Annotated in this window: 3 protein-coding genes and 1 pseudogene; all 4 read left to right on the forward strand. The window is 76.4% G+C overall.

Annotation, left to right across the window (positions count from 1 at the left end):
• Nucleotides 1–3,369: SDR family NAD(P)-dependent oxidoreductase (locus ACFVXK_RS18715; RefSeq protein WP_389612991.1), on the forward strand; the 3,369-nt coding region annotated here is incomplete at its 5' end.
• A gap of 50 nt (nucleotides 3,370–3,419) precedes the next feature.
• Complete coding sequence (locus tag ACFVXK_RS18720; protein WP_389612993.1) at nucleotides 3,420–8,372, forward strand: type I polyketide synthase; 4,953 nt, start codon at nucleotides 3,420–3,422, stop codon at nucleotides 8,370–8,372.
• 58 nt (nucleotides 8,373–8,430) lie between these two features.
• Entirely contained in the window at nucleotides 8,431–17,937 is a 9,507-nt protein-coding gene (locus ACFVXK_RS18725; RefSeq protein WP_389612995.1) for a type I polyketide synthase, read from the forward strand.
• A gap of 138 nt (nucleotides 17,938–18,075) precedes the next feature.
• A pseudogene (locus ACFVXK_RS18730) lies at nucleotides 18,076–22,095 on the forward strand (type I polyketide synthase); the annotation flags it as partial.
• Between the last annotated feature and the right edge of the window lie 19 nt (nucleotides 22,096–22,114).

The raw sequence follows: 22,114 nt of genomic DNA on the forward strand, positions 1-22,114 counted from the left end.
GGCGACGCGGACGCCTGCGAGGAACTCGTCGCCACCCTCGAAGCCGAGGGGATCCGGGCCCGCCGGGTCGCGGTGGAGTACGCCTCGCACTGTGCGCACGTGGAGAAGCTCGAAGCCGAACTGGCCGACCTGCTGTCCGGTCTGAACCCCCGCCAGTCTTCCGTACCCATGTACTCCACTCTCACGGGTGAGCTGCTGGACGGTACGGAGCTGGACGGCGGTTACTGGTACCGGAACCTGCGCAACCCCGTCCTGTTCGAGCAGGCCGTGAACGCAGCTCTCGCCGACGGGCACCGCCTGTTCATCGAGTCGAGCCCGCACCCGGTGCTCGCCGTCGGCCTCGCGGAGATGGACGCCCTCGCGCTCGGTTCGCTGCGGCGTGACGAAGGTGACCTGCGCCGCCTGTTCACCTCGCTCGCCGAGGCCTGGGTCAACGGTGCCACCGTCGACTGGACGGCGGTCTTCGACGGCACCGGCGCCCAGCGCACCGACCTGCCCACCTACGCCTTCCAGCACCGCCGCTACTGGCTCGAGGTACCGCGCACCCCCCTCGGCGACATCGGCTCCGCCGGCCTCGGTGCGGCCGAGCACCCGCTGCTGGGAGCCGCCGTGGAGCTGGCCGACACGGACGGATTCCTGTTCACCGGCCGCCTGTCCGTCGACTCGCACCCCTGGCTCGGCGACCACGCAGTCGTCGGAACCGTCATCTTCCCCGGCACGGCCTTCGTGGAACTCGCGGTCCGCGCCGGCGACCAGGTCGGCTGCGGCCGCGTCGAGGAGCTCACCCTCCAGGCGCCGCTCCTCCTGCCCGAGCTGGGCGGACGCCAGATCCAGGTGGCCGTCGGCGCCGCCGACGACACCGGACGACGGACCCTCTCCGTGCACTCGCGGCCGGCCGGCGACCCCGACGCCGAGTGGAGCCGCCACGCCACCGGCGTCCTGGCCCCCGCCGAGACCGGCACCCACCGTCCCGTCGACCTGTCCGTCTGGCCGCCGCGCGGTGCCCGGGAACTGCCGCTCGACGGCGTCTACGAGGAGGCCGCCCGCCAGGGCTTCGGCTACGGGCCGTCCTTCCAGGGCCTGCGGGCCGCCTGGCAGCTCGGCCAGGAGATCTACGCCGAGGTCGAGCTGCCCGCCGAGGCGCGCGCCGACGCGGCCGCCTTCGGCGTCCACCCCGGCCTGCTCGACTCCGCCCTCCAGGCGATGGGCCTCGGCACCTTCCTCGACGGCGCCATCGCCGACGAGGACCAGGGCAAGCCGCGGCTGCCGTTCGCCTGGCGCGGCGTCACCCTGCACGCCGCGGGCGCCGGCGCCCTGCGCGTCCGGCTCTCCCACACCGGTCGCAACGGCATCGCCTTCGCGGTCGCCGACGCCACCGGCGCCCCGGTGGCCACGGTGGAGTCCCTGACGATGCTGCCGATCGCCCCCGAGCAACTGCGCAACGCCGGACGGGCCCACGGCGACTCCCTCTTCCGGGTGGAGTGGGCCGACGCGCCCGCCGCCGCCCCGGCCGTCCAGCGGCTCGCCGTCATCGGCTCCCCGGACCTCGGCGACGCCCTCGCCGCGGCCGGAGTGCGGGCGGCACACCACGCGGACCCCGCCGAGCTGACGGCGGCGCTCGAGGCCGGCGCCGCCGCCCCCGACCTGGTGCTCCTCGCCGCCGCCGGGACCGCCGGCACGGGCGGCCCCGCGGAGCGCGCCCACGCCGCGACCCGCCGCGCACTGGCCGACGTACAGCGGTGGCTGTCCGCGGACGCGCCCGCAGACGTCCCGCTCGCCGTGGTCACCGTCGGCGCGACCGCCGCCGGCGCCGCCGCCGACCCGGCCGCCGCCGCCGTGTGGGGCCTGCTGCGCTCCGCACAGTCCGAGGCGCCCGGCCGGTTCGTCCTGGCCGACGTCGACGGCTCCGACGCCTCCTGGCGGGCCCTGCCCGCAGCCCTGGCCACCGGCGAACCGCAGCTCGCGGTCCGCGACGGGAACGTCACCGTTCCGCGCCTGGTCCGGGCGGCCGCACCCGCCGAGGACGCGGCCGGCCCCGCCTTCGATCCCGAGGGCACCGTCCTGATCACCGGCGGCACCGGCGTGCTGGGCGGGCTCCTCGCCCGCCACCTGGTCACCGCCCACGGTGTGCGCCACCTGCTGCTCGTCAGCCGCAGCGGCCCCGCCGCGGCGGGCGCCGACGCCCTGCGGGCCGAACTGGCCGAGGCCGGCGCCGAGGTCACCGTCGCCGCCTGCGACACCGCCGACCGCGACGAGCTGGCCCGGCTCCTCGCCGCGACGCCCCGGCCGCTGACCGGCGTCGTCCACGCCGCGGGCGTCCTCGACGACGGCGTCGTGGAGTCCCTGACCCCCGACCGGCTCGCCGCCGTCCTGCGGCCCAAGGCAGACGCCGCCGTCCACCTCGACGAACTCACCCGCGACCACGACCTCGCCGCGTTCGTGCTGTTCTCCTCCGCCACGGGCGTGCTCGGCGGCTCCGGACAGGCCAACTACGCCGCCGCCAACGCCTTCCTCGACGCCCTCGCCCGCCGCCGCCGCGGGCACGGCCTCGCCGCGACCTCGCTGGCATGGGGCTTCTGGGCCCAGGCCAGCGGCATGACCGGACACCTCGACGAGGCCGACCGGCGCCGCATGCAGAGCGGCGGCATCCTCGGCCTGTCCGACGAGACCGGACTGGCCCTGTTCGACCTCGCGCTCGCCACCGGCGAGGCCGAACTGCTGCCGGTCCGCCTGGACACCGCCGCCCTGCGCGGCCAGGCCGCCGCCGGCGGACTGCCGCCGCTGCTGCGCAAGCTGGTGCGCACCCCGGTGCGCCGTGCGGCCGAGGCCGCCGCCGGCGACGCGGGCGCCGACTTCGCGCAGCACCTGGCCGCCCTGCCCGAACCCGACCGCAACCGGGCGGTCCTGGACCTGGTGCGCCGACAGGCGGCCGTGGTCCTCGGCCACGACTCCGCCGACGCGGTGAGCGCCGAATCCTCCTTCAAGGAGCTCGGGTTCGACTCGCTGACCGCCGTCGACCTGCGCAACAGGCTGGCCGCGACGACCGGCGTGAGGCTGCCCGCGACGCTGGTGTTCGACTACCCGACGCCCGCCGAGCTGACCGCCTACCTGGGCGCCGAGATCGTCCCCGGCGAACCGGCGGGCATCGCCCCGCTGCTCGCCGAGATCGACCGGCTGGAGGCCCTGCTGGGCCCGGTCCCCGCCGACGAGGCCGACCGGCTGCGCATCGGCATGCGACTCAACGACGTACTGGCGAAATGGGGCCACCCCGGGCACGCGACGGCGCAGCAGGAAGACGCCCGCGACCTGGAGAGCGCCACCGACGACGAGATCTTCGCCTTCATCACCGACGAGTTCGGGATCTCCTGATCACCGGCGCTCCGTCCGAACTCAATCGCCCGGGAGGGGTGAGGCACACCATGACCACCGAAGACGACAACAACAAGCTCCGTCACTTCCTCAAGCGCGTGACGGCCGAACTGCAGGAGACCCGGGGGCGGCTGCGCTCGGTCGAGGGCCGGGACCAGGAGCCGCTCGCGATCACCGCGATGGCCTGCCGGTTCCCCGGCGGACTCGACTCGCCGGAAGCCCTGTGGGACCTCGTCACGGGCGGCGTCGACGCCCTGTCCCCGTTCCCCGAGGACCGCGGCTGGAACTTCGAGGGGGTCTTCTTCCAGGCCCCCGAGGACCCCGACCGCGACTACGCCCTCGAAGGCGGGTTCATCTACGACATCGCCGACTTCGACCCCGAGTTCTTCGGGATCTCCCCGCGCGAGGCCCTCTCCATGGACCCCCAGCAGCGGCTGCTGCTGGAGGCGTCCTGGGAGGTCTTCGAACGGGCCGGTATCGACCCGGCGACCCTGCGCGGCAGCCAGACCGGCGTCTACGTCGGCACCACCTTCCAGGGCTACGGCGGCACCGTCATCCACCCGCCGGAGGGCACCGAGCTCTACCTGGGCATCGGCAACACCCCCAGCGTCGCCTCCGGCCGCATCGCCTACACCTACGGCTTCAACGGCCCCGCCCTCACCATCGACACCGCCTGCTCCTCCTCGCTGGTCGCCCTGCACATGGCGGCGCAGGCGCTGCGCAAGGGCGAATGCTCGATGGCACTGGTCGGCGCGGCCACCATCATGGCCAACCCCGGAGCCTTCACCGAGTTCTCCCGCCAGCGCGGACTGTCCACCAACGGCCGCTGCAAGGCCTTCTCCGCCGACGCCGACGGCACCGGCTGGGGCGAGGGCCTGGGCATGCTGCTCGTGGAGCGCCTCTCCGACGCCCGCAAGGCCGGCCGCCCCGTCCTCGCCGTGCTGCGCGGCTCCGCCATCAACCAGGACGGCGCCTCCAACGGCCTCACCGCCCCCAACGGTCCCGCCCAGCAGCGCGTCATCCAGCAGGCCCTTGCCGACGCCCGCCTCTCCGCCCAGCAGGTCGACCTCGTCGAGGCGCACGGCACCGGCACCACCCTCGGCGACCCCATCGAGGCCCAGGCCCTGATCAACACCTACGGCCAGGACCGGCCGGCCGACCAGCCGCTGTACATCGGCTCCGTCAAGTCCAACATCGGCCACACCCAGTGCGCCGCCGGCCTGGCCGGCCTGATCAAGGTCGTCATGTCGCTGCGCCACGGCGTCATGCCGCCCACCCTGCACGTACGCGAACCCAACCCGCTCGTCGACTGGAACGCCGGAGCGGTCGCCCTGCTCACCGAGGGCCGCGACTGGCCGGAGCTCGACCACCCGCGCCGGGCCGGCGTCTCCTCCTTCGGCGTCAGCGGCACCAACTCCCACGTCATCCTCGAACACGCCGAACAGTACGAGGACGACAGCGTCGCCACCGCCGGCGAAGGCTCCGGCCTCGCCGCCGGCCCGGTCATGCCGTGGGTCGTCACCGGCCGCACCGAACAGGCCCTGCGCGGCCAGGCCGAACGGCTGCGCTCCTTCGCCGCCGCCCACCCCGAGGTCGACTCCGCCGACATCGCCTACTCGCTGGCCACCACCCGCGCCGCCTTCGAGCACCGCGCCGTCGTCGTCGGCCCCGACCGCGACGCCATGATCGCCGGGCTGAGCGCCCTGGCCCGCGGCGAGACCACCGGCGACGTCGTCCGCGCCGCCGCCGCCAGGTCCGGCGCCGGACCTGTCTTCGTCTACCCCGGCCAGGGCGCCCAGTGGACCGGCATGGCCGTCGAACTCCTCGACTCCTCACCGGTGTTCGCCGAGCGGATCGCCGACTGCGAGAAGGCCCTCGAACCGTACGTCGACTGGTCGCTGACCGAGGTGCTGCGCTCCGGCGAGGCCCTGGAGCGGGTCGACGTCGTCCAGCCCGTGCTGTTCGCGATGATGGTCGCGCTGACCGCCGTCTGGGAGTCCGCAGGCGTCGCCCCCAGCGCCGTCATCGGCCACTCCCAGGGCGAGATCGCCGCCGCCTGCGTGGCCGGCGCGCTGTCCCTGGAGGACGCCGCCAAGGTCGTCGCCCTGCGCAGCCGGGCCATCAACGCCCTCTCCGGGCTCGGCGGCATGGTCGCCGTGGCCCTGTCCGCCGAGGACGCCACCGCCCGCATCGCCGCCTGGGACGGCCGCCTGTCCGTCGCCGTCGTCAACGGCCCCACCCTCACCGTCGTCTCCGGCGAGACCGACGCCTGCGACGAGCTCGTCACGGCGCTGCGCCAGGAAGGCGTCCGCGCCCGCCGCGTCGCCGTCGACTACGCCTCCCACTCCGCGTACGTCGAGAACATCGAGGCCGAGCTCGCCGAACTGCTCGACGGGCTCACCCCCCGCCCCGCCCGCCTGCCCGTCTACTCCTCGGTGACCGGCGAACTCCTCGACACCACCGGCATGGACGGCGCCTACTGGTACCGCAACCTGCGCAACACCGTCCTCTTCGAGCCGGCCGTGGGCACCGCCCTCATCGCGGGACACCGCGTCTTCGTCGAGGTCAGCCCCCACCCGGTGCTCCTCGTCGGCATGACCGAGACCTTCGACTCCCGCGGCAGCGAGGCCGTCGCCGTCGGCACCCTGCGCCACGACGAGGGCGGCCTGCCGCGCTTCGTGACCTCCCTGGCCGAGGCGCACGCCCACGGCCTGGACGTCGCCTGGGAAGAGGTCTTCGCCGGCACCGGCGCCCGCCGCGTCGACCTGCCCACCTACGCCTTCCAGCGCCGCCGCTACTGGATCGAGGACGTCGTCAACGGCGGCGACGGGATCGCCGCACGGCTGCCCGCCGCCTCCGCCTCCGACGCCGCCGTCGACGCCGCCTTCTGGGAGGCCGTCGAACGCGAGGACCTCCAGGCCCTCGTCGGCACCCTCGCCGCCGACGACGACACCCAGCAGGCCCAGCTGGCCGGACTGCTGCCGCTGCTGTCCCACTACCGCCGCCAGCACCAGACCCGCTCCACCATGGACTCCTGGAACTACCGGGTCACCTGGAAGCCGCTCACCGACACAGGCGTCCCCGCCCTGTCGGGCACCTGGCTGCTGGCCGTCCCCGAAGGCGACGACCGCCCCGAGGCCGAGGCCTGCGCCACCGCCCTCACCGAACACGGCGCCGACGTCGTCCGCGTCACCGTCGGCGCGGCCGACCTCGCCGACGGCACCCTCGCCGCACGGCTGCGCGACGCGGCCGCCGCCGTCCCCGCCGTCGGCGGCGTCCTGTCCCTGCTGGCCCTCGACACCACCCCGCACCCCGCCCACACCTCCGTGCCCACCGGCTTCGCCGGCACCGTCGCGCTGCTGCGCGCCCTCGGCGCCGCCGAGATCACCGCACCCCTGTGGTGCGCCACCCGCGGCGCGGTCTCCGTCGGCCGCACCGACACCCTGGACACCCCCGAACACGCCCTCGTGTGGGGCCTGGGCCGGGTCGCCGCCCTGGAGCACACCGAGCGCTGGGGCGGCCTGATCGACCTGCCCGCGTCCTGCGACGAACGCGTCCGGGCCCGGCTCGCCGGCGTCCTCGCCGCCGCCGGCGACGAGGACCAGATAGCCCTGCGCCCCGCCGGCGCGTTCGTCCGCCGCCTGGTGCGCGCCCCGCGCCGCGCCGAGGCCGGCGCCCGCACCTGGGCGCCGCGCGGCACCGTCCTCGTCACCGGCGGCACCGGCGCCCTCGGCGGCCAGGTCGCCCGCTGGCTCGCCGGGAACGGAGCCGAACACCTGCTCCTCGTCAGCCGCCGCGGCCCCCAGGCCCCCGGCGCCGGCGAACTCGCCGACGAACTGCGCGCCACCGGCGTACAGGTCACCGTCGCCGCCTGCGACGCCTCCGACCGCGACCAGCTCGCCGCGCTGCTCGCCGGGCTCGACGAGCCGCCGACCGCCGTCGTGCACACCGCCGCCGTCCTCGACGACGGGGTGATCGACGCGCTCGGCACCGAGCGGCTGGAGCGGGCCCTGCGCGCCAAGGCCACCACCGCCGTCAACCTGCACGAGCTCACCGCCGGCCTGGACCTGGACGCATTCGTCCTGTTCTCCTCCTTCGGCGGCACCGTCGGCACCCCCGGCCAGGGCAACTACGCCCCCGCCAACGCCTTCCTCGACGCCCTCGCCCAGGCCCGCCGCGACCGGGGCCTGCCCGCCACCTCCGTGGCCTGGGGCGCCTGGGGCGGCGGAGGCATGGCCGACGGGGCCTTCGGCGAGATCCTCAACCGGCACGGGCTGCGCGAGATGGAGCCCGAACTGGCCACCGCCGCCATGCAGGCCGCGGTCGACCGGGGCGAGGCGTCCACCGTCGTCGCCGACATCGTCTGGGAACGCTTCCACGTGGCGTTCACCGCGACCCGGCCCAGCCCGCTGCTGTCGGAGGTGCCCGAGGTACGGGCCCTCGCCGACGGCGCGCGCGACGCGGGCGCCGCCCAGGGCCCTGCTCTGGCCGAACGGCTGGCGGCCCTGACCGCCACCGAACGCCAGGACGCCCTGCTGGACCTGGTGCGCGGACACGTCGCCGCCGTCCTCGGCTACCCCGGACCGGAAGCCGTCGACGTCAAGAGGGCCTTCCGCGACATGGGCTTCGACTCGGTCACCGCCGTCGAGCTCCGCAACCGGCTCGCCGCCACCACCGGCCTGCACCTGCCCGTCTCGCTGGCCTTCGACCACCCCACCGCCGCCCGCCTCGCCGAGCAGCTGCTCACCCTCGTCGCGCCGCAGGAGAGCGCCGACGACGACCTGGCCGCGCTGGCGGAGTGGGACCGCATCGAGTCGGCACTGTCGCGCCTCGACCCTGAGGACCCCCACCGCACCCGCTTCCTCGTGCGGATGCAGAACCTCGTCGCCGGCTGGCAGGGCGGCGGCGAACCCGCCGTCAAGGCCACCGCCGCACAGGTCATGGAGACCGCGTCCGACGACGAGATGTTCGACCTGCTGGGCAAGAAGTTCGGGATCTCCTGACCCACCGCCCCCGTCCCGTCCACCAGCCGACGATGGAGTACCCCTGATGGCGCCCGAGATGGCGAACGAAGAGAAACTGCGCTACTTCCTCAAGCGGGTCTCCGCGGACCTGGAAACGGCGCACGAGCGGCTCCGCGAAGCGGAGGCACGCGACACGGAGCCGCTCGCCATCGTCGGCATGAGCTGCCGCTTCCCCGGCGGCGTAGGGTCCCCCGAACAACTGTGGGACCTGGTCGAGGGCGGCGTCGACGCGCTCACCCCGTTCCCCGCCGACCGCGGCTGGAACCTGGAGACGCTGTTCGACGCCGACCCCGACCACCGGGGCACCTCCTACGCCCGCGACGGCGGGTTCGTCCACGACGCGGGCCACTTCGACCCGGCCTTCTTCGGGATCTCCCCCCGCGAGGCCCTCGCCATGGACCCCCAGCAGCGCCTCCTGCTGGAAACCTCCTGGGAGGCCTTCGAGCGGGCCGGCATCGACCCGGCGTCGCTGCGCGGCAGCCGCACCGGCGTCTTCGCCGGCACCAACGGCCAGGACTACCCGGCCCTGCTGATGGGATCGGAGGAGGTCGCCGACGGCCTCGAGGGATACCTGGCCACCGGCAGCGCCGCCGCCGTCGTCTCCGGCCGCGTCTCCTACGCCCTCGGCCTCGAAGGCCCCTCCCTCACCATCGACACCGCCTGCTCCTCCTCCCTCGTCGCCCTCCACCTCGCCTGCCAGTCGCTGCGCCGGCGCGAGTGCTCCCTCGCGCTGGCCGCCGGCGTCACCGTCATGGCCACCCCCGGCATGTTCATCGGCTTCAGCCGCCAGCGCGGACTGTCGACGTCCGGCCGCTGCAAGGCGTTCTCCGCCGACGCCGACGGCACCGGCTTCGCCGAGGGCGTCGGCGTGCTCCTCGTCGAACGCCTCTCCGACGCCCGCCGCAACGGCCACCGCGTCCTCGCCGTGGTCCGCGGCTCCGCCGTCAACCAGGACGGCGCCTCCAACGGCCTCACCGCCCCCAACGGCCCCGCCCAGCAACGCGTCATCCACCAGGCCCTCGCCGACGCCCGCCTCACCCCCGACCAGGTCGACGCCGTCGAGGCGCACGGCACCGGCACCACCCTCGGCGACCCCATCGAGGCCCAGGCCCTCCTCGCCACCTACGGCCAGGACCGCGACGCCGACGACCCCCTGTGGCTCGGCTCCCTCAAGTCGAACATCGGCCACACCCAGGCCGCCGCCGGCATCGCCGGCGTCATCAAGATGGTCATGGCGATGCGGCACGGAACCCTGCCGCGCACCCTCCACGTCGACGCCCCCACCCCGCACGTCGACTGGACCGCCGGAAACGTCGCCCTCCTCACCGAGGCCCGCCCCTGGCACCGCGCCGACCGCCCGCGCCGGGTCGGCGTCTCCTCCTTCGGCGTCAGCGGCACCAACGCCCACACCATCCTCGAAGAGGCCCCCGCCGAACCGGCCCCCGAACCCCCCGCCGACGCGACCGGCCTCGCGACCCCCTGGCTGCTGTCCGGGCGCGGCGCCGCCGCCCTGCGCGCCCAGGCCGCCGCCCTGCGCGCCCACCTCGCCGCCCACCCCGGCCAGGACACCGCGGACATCGCGCACACCCTGGCCGCCGCCCGCACCTCCTTCGAGGACCGGGCCGTCCTGACCGCCCCCGGCCGCGACGCCCTCCTCACCGCCCTGGACGCCCTCGCCGCCGGCGACGACGCCCCCGGCCTGGTGCGCGGCACCGTCTCCGACGGCAAGACCGCCTTCCTCTTCAGCGGCCAGGGCTCCCAGCGCCCCGGCGCCGGCCGCGAGCTGTACGCCGTCTCCCCGCCGTTCGCCGCCGCCTTCGACGAGGCCGCCGCCCACCTCGACCCCCACCTGGAACGCCCGCTGCGCGAGGTGCTCTTCGCCGAAGAAGGCAGTGCCGGTGCGGAGCTGCTGCACCGCACCGACTTCACCCAGGCCGCGCTTTTCGCCCTCGGGACGGCCCTCCACCACCTCGTCACCACCTGGGGCCTGCGCGCCGACCACCTCGCCGGCCACTCCGTCGGCGAGATCACCGCGGCCCACGTCGCCGGGGTGCTGTCCCTGCCCGACGCCGCACGCCTCGTCGCCGCCCGCGGCCGGCTCATGGCCGCGCTGCCCGAAGGCGGCGCGATGGTCTCCGTACGCGCACCCGAGGACGAGGTCGAAGCCCTCCTCGCGGGCCGCACCGACGTGGCCGTGGCCGCCGTCAACGGCCCCCGGTCCGTGGTGGTCTCGGGCGCCGCCGACGCCGTCGCCGAGATCGCCGCCACCCTCGCCGCACGGGGCGTGAAGACGAAGCGGCTCACCGTCAGCCACGCCTTCCACTCCCCGCTCATGGACCCCATGCTGGACGCGTTCCGGCAGGTCGCGCAGGAGCTCACGTACGCGCCCCCGGCCCTGCCCGTCGTCTCCGGCCTCACCGGCCGGCCCGTCCCGGCCGCCGAGCTGTGCACCCCCGAGCACTGGGTGCGCCACGTCCGCGAGGCGGTCCGCTTCGCCGACACCGTGCACCGGCTCCACGACAGCGGCGTACGCACCTTCGTCGAGCTCGGCCCCGGCGGCGTCCTGACCGCGCTCACCCGCGAATGCCTCGCCGAGACCGCCGACGCCGGCACCGGCACCACCGGCGGCGACACCGCGACGGCCGCCGAAGCCGTACCGCTGCTGCGCTCCGACCGGCCCGAGCCGCAGGCCCTGCTGGACGCCCTCGCCCGGCTGCACGTACGCGGCGCGGGCCCCGACTGGCGCCCCGTCCTCACCGGCGGCCGCGTCGTCGACCTGCCCACCTACGCCTTCCGGCACCAGCGCTACTGGCCCACCCCGCGCACCTTCACCGCCGCGCCCGCCCAGGCCGCCGCGGCCGCCCCGGCCACGGACCCGCTGCGCTACGACGTCACCTGGCGCCCGCTGTCCCCCGCCCGCCCTGCCGGAGCCCCCGGCACCTGGCTCGTCGTGCTCCCCGAACACCCCTCGGACACCGCCCGCGAGGTCCTCGACGCGCTGGCCGGACGCGGCGTGCACGTCCTGCCCCTCACCCCCGGCGCCGACGACCGCACCGCGCTCGCCGCCCGGCTGAGCGAGCTCACCCCGCCCGACGGCGTCCTGTCCCTGCTGGCCCTCGACGCCGCGGCCGCCACCACCGCCACCGGAGCCGCCGCCGACGACCCCCTCGGCACCGCGGCCGGCCGGACCCTGCTCCACCGCACCCACGACCTGTTCCTCGCCCTCGGCGACGCCGACGTCCGCGCCCCCCTGTGGTGCGCCACCCGCGGCGCCGTCTCCACCGGCCCCGCCGACCCGGCCGACGCCCCCGCCCAGGCTCTGCTGTGGGGCTACGGCAAGACCGCCGGCCGCGAACACCCCCACCGCTGGGGCGCCCTCGTCGACCTGCCCGCCACCCTCGACACCCGCGGCGGCGACCTGCTCCTGGCCGTCCTCACCGGCGGCGCCGAGGACGAGGTCGCCGTCCGCCCCGCCGGCGCCTTCGCCCGCCGGCTCGCCCACGTCCCCGCCCCCGCGCAGGACGCCGCGGGCTGGACCCCGCGCGGCACCGTCCTCGTCACCGGCGGCACCGGCGCGCTCGGCGCCCACACCGCCCGCTGGCTCGCCGCCCGCGGCGCCGAACACCTCGTCCTCACCAGCCGCTCCGGCCCCGACGCCCCCGGCGCCCCCGAACTCGCCGCCGAACTGAGCGCCCTCGGCGCCCGCGTCACCCTCGCCGCCTGCGACGCCGCCGACCGCGACGCCCTGGCCGCACTGCTGGACGGGCTCGACGAACCGCCCACCGCCGTCGTCCACACCGCCGGCGTCCTCGACGACGGCGTCCTCGACCAGCTCACCGACACCCGCATCGACGCCGTGCTGCGCCCCAAGGCCGATGCCGCCGCACACCTGCACGAGCTGACCCGCCACCTCGACCTCGACGCGTTCGTCCTCTACTCCTCCCTGGCCGGCCTCCTCGGCAACGCCGGACAGGCCAACTACGCCGCCGGCAACGCCTTCCTCGACGCCCTCGCCGCCCACCGCCACTCCCTCGGCCTGCCCGCCACCTCCCTGGCCTGGGGCCCCTGGGCCGGCGCGGGCATGGCCACCGACTCCGCCGTCGTCGAAGAGCGCATGCGCCGCTCCGGCATGCCGGCCCTCGGCGCGGACGCCGCCCTCGACGCGCTCGCCCGCGCCGTGCACCGCGGCACCCCCCTCACCGCCGTCGCCGAGATCGACTGGGAGCGCTTCGCCCCCGGCTTCCTCGCCGTCCGCCGGGCACCGCTGCTCCAGGACGTCCCCGCCGTCCGCCGCCTCCTCGACGCCGCCCCCGCCGGCGCCGAGGACCGGCCCGCCCCCGGCGACCCCCTGCGCGAACGCCTCGCCCGCGGCTCCGCCGCCGAACGCGGCCGCCTGCTGCTGGACCTCGTCCGCACCCGGGCCGCCGCCGTCCTCGGCCACGCCTCCGCCGACGCCGTCCCGCCCGGCAAGGCCTTCCGCGAGCTCGGCTTCGACTCGCTCACCGCCATGGAACTGCGCAACCTCCTCGGCGCCGCCACGGGCCTGGCCCTGTCCGCCACCCTCGTCTTCGACTACCCCGTCCCGGCCCTCCTCGCCCGCCACCTGGAGGAGGAGCTGTTCGGCACGGCGGACCCCGACGAGCCCGCCGCCGGGCGCACCGCCGGAGCCGCGGACCCCGACGAGCCCATCGCCATCGTCGGCATGAGCTGCCGCTTCCCCGGCGGCGCCGACACCCCCGAGCGGCTGTGGCGGCTCCTGGCCGCCGGCCAGGACGCCGTCACCGCACTGCCCGACCACCGCGGCTGGGACATCGAGCGGCTCTACGACGCCGACCCCGACAACTCCGGCACCTCCTACGTCCGCTCCGGCGGCTTCCTGCACGAGGCCGGCGACTTCGACGCCGAGTTCTTCGGGATCTCCCCGCGCGAAGCCCTCGCCATGGACCCCCAGCAGCGCCTCCTCCTCGAAGCCTCCTGGGAGGTCCTGGAACGCGCCGGCATCGACCCGGCCTCGCTGCGCGGCACCGCCACGGGCGTCTTCGCCGGCACCAACGGCCAGGACTACGCGGGCCTCCTGCTGGCCGCCCAGGCCGGTGTCGAGGGCTACATGGCCACCGGCAACGGCGCCAGCGTGCTCTCCGGCCGCGTCTCCTACGCGCTCGGCCTCGAGGGCCCGGCCATGACCGTCGACACCGCCTGCTCCTCGTCACTGGTCGCCCTGCACCTGGCGGCCCAGGCGCTGCGCAGCGGGGAGTGCTCCCTGGCCCTGGCCGGCGGCGTCACCGTGATGTCGACCCCGGGCGCCTTCGTGGAGTTCTCCCGCCAGCGCGGCCTCGCCGCCGACGGCCGCTGCAAGGCCTTCGCCGCCGCGGCGGACGGCACCGGCTGGGGCGAGGGCGTCGGCATGCTCCTGCTGGAGCGGCTCTCCGACGCCCGCGCCAACGGCCACCGCGTCCTGGCCGTGGTCCGCGGCTCGGCCGTCAACCAGGACGGTGCCTCCAACGGCCTCACCGCCCCCAACGGCCCCGCCCAGCAGCGCGTCATCCGTGCCGCCCTCGCCAACGCCCGCCTCACCGCGGGCGAGGTGGACGCCGTCGAGGCCCACGGCACGGGCACCTCGCTCGGCGACCCCATCGAGGCCCAGGCCCTCCTCGCCACCTACGGCCAGGGCCGCGACGCCGACGACCCGCTGTGGCTCGGCTCCGTCAAGTCGAACATCGGCCACACCCAGGCCGCCGCCGGCGTCGCCGGCGTCATCAAGATGGTGGAGGCGATGCGCCACGGCGTGCTGCCCAAGACCCTCCACGTCGACGAGCCCTCCCCGCACGTCGACTGGTCCGCCGGCGCGGTCAGCCTGCTCACCGAGGACCGCCCCTGGACCACGGGCGCCGACCGTCCGCGCCGGGCCGGCGTCTCCTCGTTCGGTGTCAGCGGCACCAACGCCCACGTCATCCTGGAGCAGCCCCCGCAGGAGGAGCCCGCCGCCCCCGCCCCGGAGCGCCACACCCCGGCCGTCGTGCCCTGGGTGCTCTCCGGCCGCTCCGAGGCGGCCGTACGGGGCCAGGCCGAGCGGCTCGCCGCGTACGCCGGGCGGCACCCGGAGGCGGAGCCCGTCGACGTGGGCCTCTCGCTGGTGACGACCCGCGCCGTGATGGAACACCGCGCGGTCGCCCTCGGGCCGGACTTCACCAGCGCCCTGAACGCCCTGGCCGACGGCCGCGACACCGCCGACGTCATCCGCGGCCGCGCGACGGCCTCGGCCCCCGTGTTCGTGTTCCCGGGGCAGGGTTCGCAGTGGGTCGGCATGGCCGTCGGGCTGCTGGACTCCTCGCCGGTGTTCGCGGCGCGGATCGCGGAGTGCGAGGCGGCCCTGGCGCCCTATGTCGACTGGTCGCTGACCGAGGTCCTGCGCTCGGACGATCCGCTGGAGCGGGTGGACGTGGTCCAGCCGGTCCTCTTCGCGGTGATGGTGGCGCTGGCCGAGGTCTGGAAGTCCTACGGGGTCGAGCCTGCGGCCGTGATCGGTCACTCGCAGGGCGAGATCGCCGCGGCCTGTGTGGCGGGCGCCCTGTCGCTGGAGGACGCCGCCAAGGTGGTGGCTCTGCGCAGCCAGGCCATCGATGTGATCGCCGGTCTGGGCGGCATGGTCTCGGTCGGCCTCCCGGCCGCCGAGGCGGCGGAGCGGATCGCCGCGACCTTCGGCGACCGGCTCGCCGTCGCCGCGGTGAACGGGCCGTCTTCGACGGTGGTGTCCGGTGACGCGGACGCCTGCGCCGAGCTGGTTGCCGTCCTCGAAGCCGACGGCATCCGGGCCCGCCGGGTGGCTGTGGAGTACGCCTCGCACTGTGCCCACGTGGAGAAGCTCGAAGCCGAACTGGCCGACCTGCTGTCCGGCCTGAGCCCGCGCCAGGCATCGATCCCGATGTACTCGACCCTGACGGGTGAGCTGCTGGACGGCACGGAGCTGGATGGCGGGTACTGGTACCGGAACCTGCGCAACACCGTCCTCTTCGAGCAGGCCGTGAACGCGGCTCTCGCCGACGGGCACCGCCTGTTCATCGAGTCGAGCCCGCACCCGGTCCTGGCCGTCGGCCTCGCGGAGATGGACGCCCTCGCGCTCGGTTCGCTGCGCCGTGACGAAGGCGACCTGCGCCGCCTGTTCACCTCCCTGGCCGAGGCCTGGGTCAACGGCGCCACCGTCGACTGGACGGCCGTCTTCGACGGCACCGGCGCCCAGCGCACCGACCTGCCCACCTACGCCTTCCAGCACCAGCGCTTCTGGCCGCAGCCCAAGGCCGTCGCCCCGGCAGCCGCCGTCCAGGCCGATCCGGTGGACACGGCCTTCTGGGAGGCCGTCGAACGCGAGGACCTGGAGGCGCTGACCGCCACCCTCGACGTCTCCGGCGAGCAGCCCTGGAGCGACGTGCTCCCCGCCCTCTCGCACTGGCGCCGCGAACGCCGCGAGCAGGCGGCCGTCGACTCCTGGCGCTACAAGGCCACCTGGAAGCCCCTCACCGAGCCCGCCCCCGCCCGCGGCCTCACCGGCACCTGGCTGCTGGTGACGCCCGAGGCCGAGGACGCTGCGGCCCGGGCCGAGATCGAGCGGACCGCGGCCTGGATCGCCGACGGGTACGCCGGCTTCACCCGGATCACCGTGGCGGACGCCGGGGCCGACCCGGCGGAGCTCGCCGCGCGGATCCGCGCCGAGCGGCCGGCCGGCGTGCTGTCCCTGCTGGCCCTGGCCGAGCGGCCGCACACGGCCCGCGCCGGGCTGCCGGCGGAGCTGGCCTCGACCCTGACCCTGCTCCAGGCGCTGGCCGAAGGGGCCGACACCGCGGACGTCCCCCTGTGGTGCGCCACCCGGGGAGCGGTCGCCGTGGGCCGTTCGGAATCCGTCACGAGCCCCGCGCAGACCGCCGTCTGGGGACTGGGCCGCGTCGCCGCCCTCGAACGGCCCGGCCGCCCCGGCGGCCTGCTGGACCTGCCGCAGGACCCCGACGAGCGCTCGCTGCGCCGCCTGTTCGCCCTGCTGGCCGCCGACCACGGCGAGGACCAGATCGCCCTGCGCGACAGCGCCGCCTACGCCCGCCGGCTGACCCGGGCCCCGGGCGGCGCGGGCCGCCCCGCCCGGCCGTGGCGGCCGCAGGGGACCGTGCTGGTCACGGGCGGCACCGGGGCGCTGGGGGGCCACGTGGCCCGCTGGCTCGCCGAGAACGGCGCCCAGCACCTGGTGCTGGCCGGCCGGCGCGGTCCGCAGGCCCCCGGTGCACGGGAACTCGCCCGCGAGCTCGAGGAGTCGGGAGCCCGCGTGACGCTCGCCGCGTGCGACGCCGCGGACCGCGACCGGCTGGCCGCGCTCCTGGAGGAACTGGCCGCCGACGGCACGCCCGTCCGCTCCGTGGTGCACGCCGCGGGGATCACCGCGCAGGGCGCCCTGGACACCGTCACCCCCGAGGAGTTCGCCGCCGTGTACGCGGCCAAGGCGGACGGCGCCCGCCACCTGCACGAGCTCACCGCCGCCCTGGACCTGGACGCCTTCGTGCTGTTCTCCTCCGGCGCCGCCGTCTGGGGCGGCGCCGGGCAGGGCGCCTACGCCGCCGCCAACGCCTACCTCGACGGCCTCGCCGAGCACCGCGCGGGCCTCGGCCTCGCCGCCACCTCGGTGGCCTGGGGCAGTTGGGCGGGCGGTGGCATGGCCGAGGGCGACGCCGAACGGGAACTGCTGCGGCGCGGTGTGCGCGCCATGGCACCGCACCGGGCGGTGGCCGCGCTGGCGCTCGCCGTCGGCGACGGCGCCCCCGCCCTGACCGTCGCCGACGTCGACTGGGAGCGGTTCGCCCCCGCGTTCACCATCGCCCGCCGCAGCCCGCTCCTGGCGGACCTGCCGGAGGTGCGCGACGCGCTGGAGCCGGCCGACGAACCCCAGGAGGACGCGGACGCGGACACGCAGGCCGGGCTGCGCGCCCGGCTGCTCGCCGCGGCCGAATCCGAACGGGACCGGATGCTGCTGGACCTCGTGTGCGACGCGGCCGCGGCCGTCCTGGGCCACGCGTCCGGCGCCGCCGTCGACCCGCAGCGGGCCTTCCGGGAGCTGGGCTTCGACTCCGTCACCGCACTGGAGCTGCGCAAGCGGCTCAACGTGGCGACGGGCCTGCGGCTGCCGGCCACCGTGGTCTTCGACCACCCCGCGCCGACCGCCCTGCGCGACCTGCTGCGCGCCGAACTGCTGCCCGGTGCCGGTGCCGGTGCCGTTGCCGGCCCGGACGGCGGCGCCGCCGTCCGCACCGGCGACGAGGAGGCCCTGCGCGAAGCCCTGGCCACCGTGCCGATCGAGCGGTTCCGCGAGGCGGGACTACTGGAGGCGCTGTGGCGGCTGGCCGACGAGGCCGGCCCGGACGGCGCACAGCGCACCGAAGACCCGGCGGCCGACGCGTCCGGCGAGGCCGCCGCGCCACCGCCGCCGGCCGACCGCAGCGACGAGATCAGGGCCATGGACGTACGGGACCTGATCCGCATGGCGCTGGGCGACGAGCAATCCGAATGAGCTGGAGCTAGGGGGAGAGGGATACCGGTGAGCGAGACGAACACCGACGAGGTCGTCGCCGCGCTGCGGACGACACTGCTGGAGAACCAACGGCTGCGCACGGAGAACGGGCGGCTGGCCGCCGGTGCCGCGCGGGCCGCCGAGCCCGTGGCGATCGTCGGCATGGGCTGCCGCTTCCCGGGCGGCGCCGACACCCCGGAGGAGCTGTACCGGCTGGTCGCCGACGGCGTCGACGCACTCGGCGGCTTCCCGGACGACCGGGGCTGGGAGGCGGCCGGCTTCACCGCCGGAGCCCGGACCGGGGCGGACACCGACGGCGACCCCGCCGCCGACGGCTACGCCCCGGTGGGCGGGTTCGTCCGCACGGCCACCGGCTTCGACCCCGCCTTCTTCGGGATCTCCCCCCGTGAGGCCCTCGCCATGGACCCCCAGCAGCGGCTGCTGCTGGAAACCTCCTGGGAGGCCGTCGAACGCGCCGGCATCGACCCCACCTCACTGCGCGGCAGCGCCACCGGCGTCTTCGCCGGCGCCTCCTCCTCCGGCTACGCGGCCGGCCTGCTCGGCACCGAGGAGGGCACCGAGGGCTACCTGCTCACGGGCTCCTCGGGCAGCGTGATCTCGGGCCGGGTGGCGTACGCCCTCGGCCTGGAGGGGCCTGCCGTCACCGTCGACACCGCCTGCTCCTCCTCCCTGGTCGCCCTGCACCTGGCGGCGCGGGCCCTGCGCGCCGGCGAGTGCACGCTGGCACTGGCCGGGGGCGTGACCGTGATGGCGACGCCCGGCGCGTTCGCCGAGTTCGCCCGCCAGCGCGGCCTGGCCGGAGACGGCCGCTGCAAGTCCTTCGCGGCCGCCGCGGACGGCACCGGCTGGGGCGAGGGCGCGGGCGTCCTCGTCCTCGAACGGCTGTCCGACGCGCGGCGCAACGGTCACCGGGTCCTCGCCGTGCTGCGCGGCTCCGCCGTCAACCAGGACGGCGCCAGCAACGGCCTGACCGCGCCCAGCGGCCCGGCCCAGCGCCGCGTCATCCGGCAGGCCCTCGCCGACGCCGGGCTCGCCGCCCACCAGGTCGACCTGCTGGAGGCGCACGGTACGGGCACCACCCTCGGCGACCCCATCGAGGCGCAGGCCCTGCTGGCCGCCTACGGCCGGGGCAGGCCCGCCGGCCGGCCGCTGTGGCTGGGCTCGGTGAAGTCCAACATCGGCCACACCCAGGCCGCCTCGGGCATGGCCGGCGTGATCAAGGCCGTCGAGGCCATGCGGCACGGGGTGCTGCCCAGGACGCTGCACGTGGACGCGCCGTCCCCGATGGTCGACTGGTCCTCCGGCGGCGTCGAGCTCCTCACCGGGGCGCGCCCCTGGCCCGAGACGGGGCAGCCGCGCCGCGCCGCCGTCTCCGCCTTCGGCGTCAGCGGCACCAACGCCCACGTCATCCTCGAACAGGCCCCGGCGGAAGAGGCCCCGGCGGAAGGGGCCGCCGAAGAGGCCGCCGCCCCGCCCGCCGTCCTGCCCTGGCCGGTCTCCGGCCGCACCCCCGCCGCCCTGCGCGGCCAGGCCCGCAAGCTCGCCGCCCACCTGGCCGCCCACCCCGGCGACCGGCCGCTGGAGGTGGGCCGCGCGCTGGCCACCACCCGCACCCACTTCGAACGCCGGGCCGTCGTACTCGCCGCCGGCCCCGAGGACGCCCTCCGCGGCCTGACGGCCCTGGAGAACGGCGAGCCGGCCCCGGAACTCGTCACCGGGCAGGCGGTTCGCGGCGCCCGGACCGCCTTCCTGTTCACCGGCCAGGGCGGCCGCTGGGCCGCCGCCGGACGCGAGCTGTATGCCGCCTTCCCCGCCTTCGCCGAGGCCTACGACGCGGTCTGCGCCCACCTCGACCCGCTGCTCGACCGGCCGCTGCGCGAGGTCGCCTTCGCGGAGCCGGGCTCGCCGCAGGCCGCGCTGCTGCAGCGCACCGGCTGGGCCCAGCCGGCGCTGTTCGCGGTGGAGACCGCCCTGCTGCGGCTGCTGGAGCACTGGGGCGTCGCCCCCGACTTCGTCTTCGGCCACTCGGTCGGCGAGCTCGCCGCCGCCCATGCCGCCGGGGTGCTCACCCTCGAGGACGCCTGCACCCTGGTGGCCGCCCGGGGCCGGCTGATGGACGCGCTGCCGCCCGGCGGCACCATGGCCGCCGTACGGGCCGGCGAGGAGGAGGCCGCCGCCCTGCTGGCCGGCCACCCGCACGGTGCGTCCGTCGCCGTCGCCGCCGTCAACGGCCCGGCCTCCACCGTGCTCTCCGGCCCCGAGGAAGCCCTGCGGGAGGTCGTGGCCGCGTTCTTCGAGGCGCGCGGGGTGAAGGCCACGTGGCTGCGGTCCGGGCACGCCTTCCACTCGGCGCTCCTCGACCCCGCGCTGGAGGAGTTCCGGCGGGTGGCCGAGGGGATCGGCTTCCGCGCGCCGCGCATCCCGCTCGTCTCCGACCTCACCGGCCGGCCCGTGGACGCCGACGAGGTGCGCACGGCCGAGTACTGGGTGCGCCAGGCGCGCCACACCGTCCGCTTCGACGACGGAGTGCGCTGGCTGCACGGCGCCGGCACGACCACCTTCCTCGAACTCGGCCCCGGCGGCGTACTGACCGCCCTGGCAAGGGAGTCCCTCGCGGCCGTCGCGGACACCGGGGCCCCGGTCGCATCCGTCGCGGCGCTCCGCCCCGGCCGGCCGGAACCGGAGTGCCTGCTGGCCGCCGCCGCCGAGCTGCACGTGCGCGGCACGGACGTCGACTGGGCTGCCGTGTACCGGCCGTGGGGCGGACGGACGGCCGAGCTGCCCACGTACGCCTTCCAGCACCGGCACTACTGGCCGCAGCCCCCCGGCGCCCCGGCGCCCCGGCCCGCCGCCGCTGCCGGCACCGGGCCGCAGGACGCACAGGACGCACAGGACGCGCAAGACGCACGGGACGCGGTGGAAGCCGCCGGCGCCGAGCTGCGCGGCCGGCTCGCCGCCGCCCCCGCCGCGCTGCGCGAGCAGCTGCTGCGCCGGGCCGTCCTGGAGCACGCGGCGGCCGTACTGCGCTACGCCGAGGACGGCGAACTCGACGGGGAGCGGGACTTCCTGGAGCTGGGCTTCGACTCGCTGACGGCACTGGAGCTGCGCGACCGGCTGGCCCGCCTGCTGGACCTGGAACTGTCCGGCACGCTGCTGTTCGACCACCCGGGCGTCACGTCCCTCACCCGCCACCTGGCCGGCCTCCTGGACGCCCGCGGCCACGGCACCCCCGAGACCCAGGGGACCCCCGAGACCGCCGCACCGGTGTCCGCGGCCCCGGCGGGGCAAGGCCTGCTCGGCAACCTGTTCACGGCCGCGCGCCGGGCCGGACGGCCCGACCAGTACACCCGCCTGCTGCTCGAACTCGCCTCCTTCCGGCCCACGTTCACCGACCCGGCCGAGCTCGTCCGCAGCACCGGGGCCGTCCGCCTCGCCTCCGGGACGCAGGGCCCGCCCCTGGTGTGCTGCTGCACCATGTCCCCCCTGGCGGGGGCGCAGGAGTACGCCCGCCTGGCCGCCCTCTTCCGCGGCAGGCGCGACGTGTACGCCCTGCCGCACCCCGGTTTCGGCCCCGACGAGCTGCTGCCCGCCGACCGGGACGCACTGGTACGGGCCCAGGCCGAGGCCGTCCTGGAGGCCGTGGGGGAGCGGGAGTTCGTCCTCGCCGGGCACTCCGGCGGCGCCATGGTCGCCAACTCCCTCGCCCGCCACCTCGAAGCGGCCGGCCGGGCACCGCTGGGCCAGGCCCTGCTGGACGTCTACCCCTCCGACAGCGAGGTGATGGCCGCATGGATCCCGCAGCTGATGGACGGGATGACCGAACGGACCACCGCCTACACGCCGATGGACGACTTCCGCGTCACCGCCTGGGCCGCGTACATCCCGCTGTTCGCCGACTGGCGCCCCGAACCGACGGCCTGCCCCACCCTGCTGCTGCGCGCCGCCGAGCCGCTGTGCGAGTGGACCGGGGACGGCGACTGGCGGGCCGGCTGGGACTTCCCGCACACCGCCGTGGACAGCCCCGGCAGCCACTTCACGATGATCGGGGAGCACGCCGCGACCGCCGCCGGACACCTCGACGCCTGGCTCGCCGGGCTCTCCCCGGCCACCCCGGCCCCCGTGCCCGTCCCCGCCTGACGGGGACCCTTCGACCTTC

The sequence above is a fragment of the Streptomyces sp. NPDC058157 genome (genome assembly GCF_042884105.1).
In the GTDB taxonomy this organism is placed as follows: domain Bacteria; phylum Actinomycetota; class Actinomycetes; order Streptomycetales; family Streptomycetaceae; genus Streptomyces.

Bases quoted from the DNA above. Each gene is read 5' to 3' on its own strand.
- ACFVXK_RS18720 (WP_389612993.1), top strand. From the start codon at position 3,420: ATGACCACCGAAGACGACAACAACAAGCTCCGTCACTTCCTCAAGCGC.
- ACFVXK_RS18725 (WP_389612995.1), top strand. From the start codon at position 8,431: ATGGCGAACGAAGAGAAACTGCGCTACTTCCTCAAGCGGGTCTCCGCG.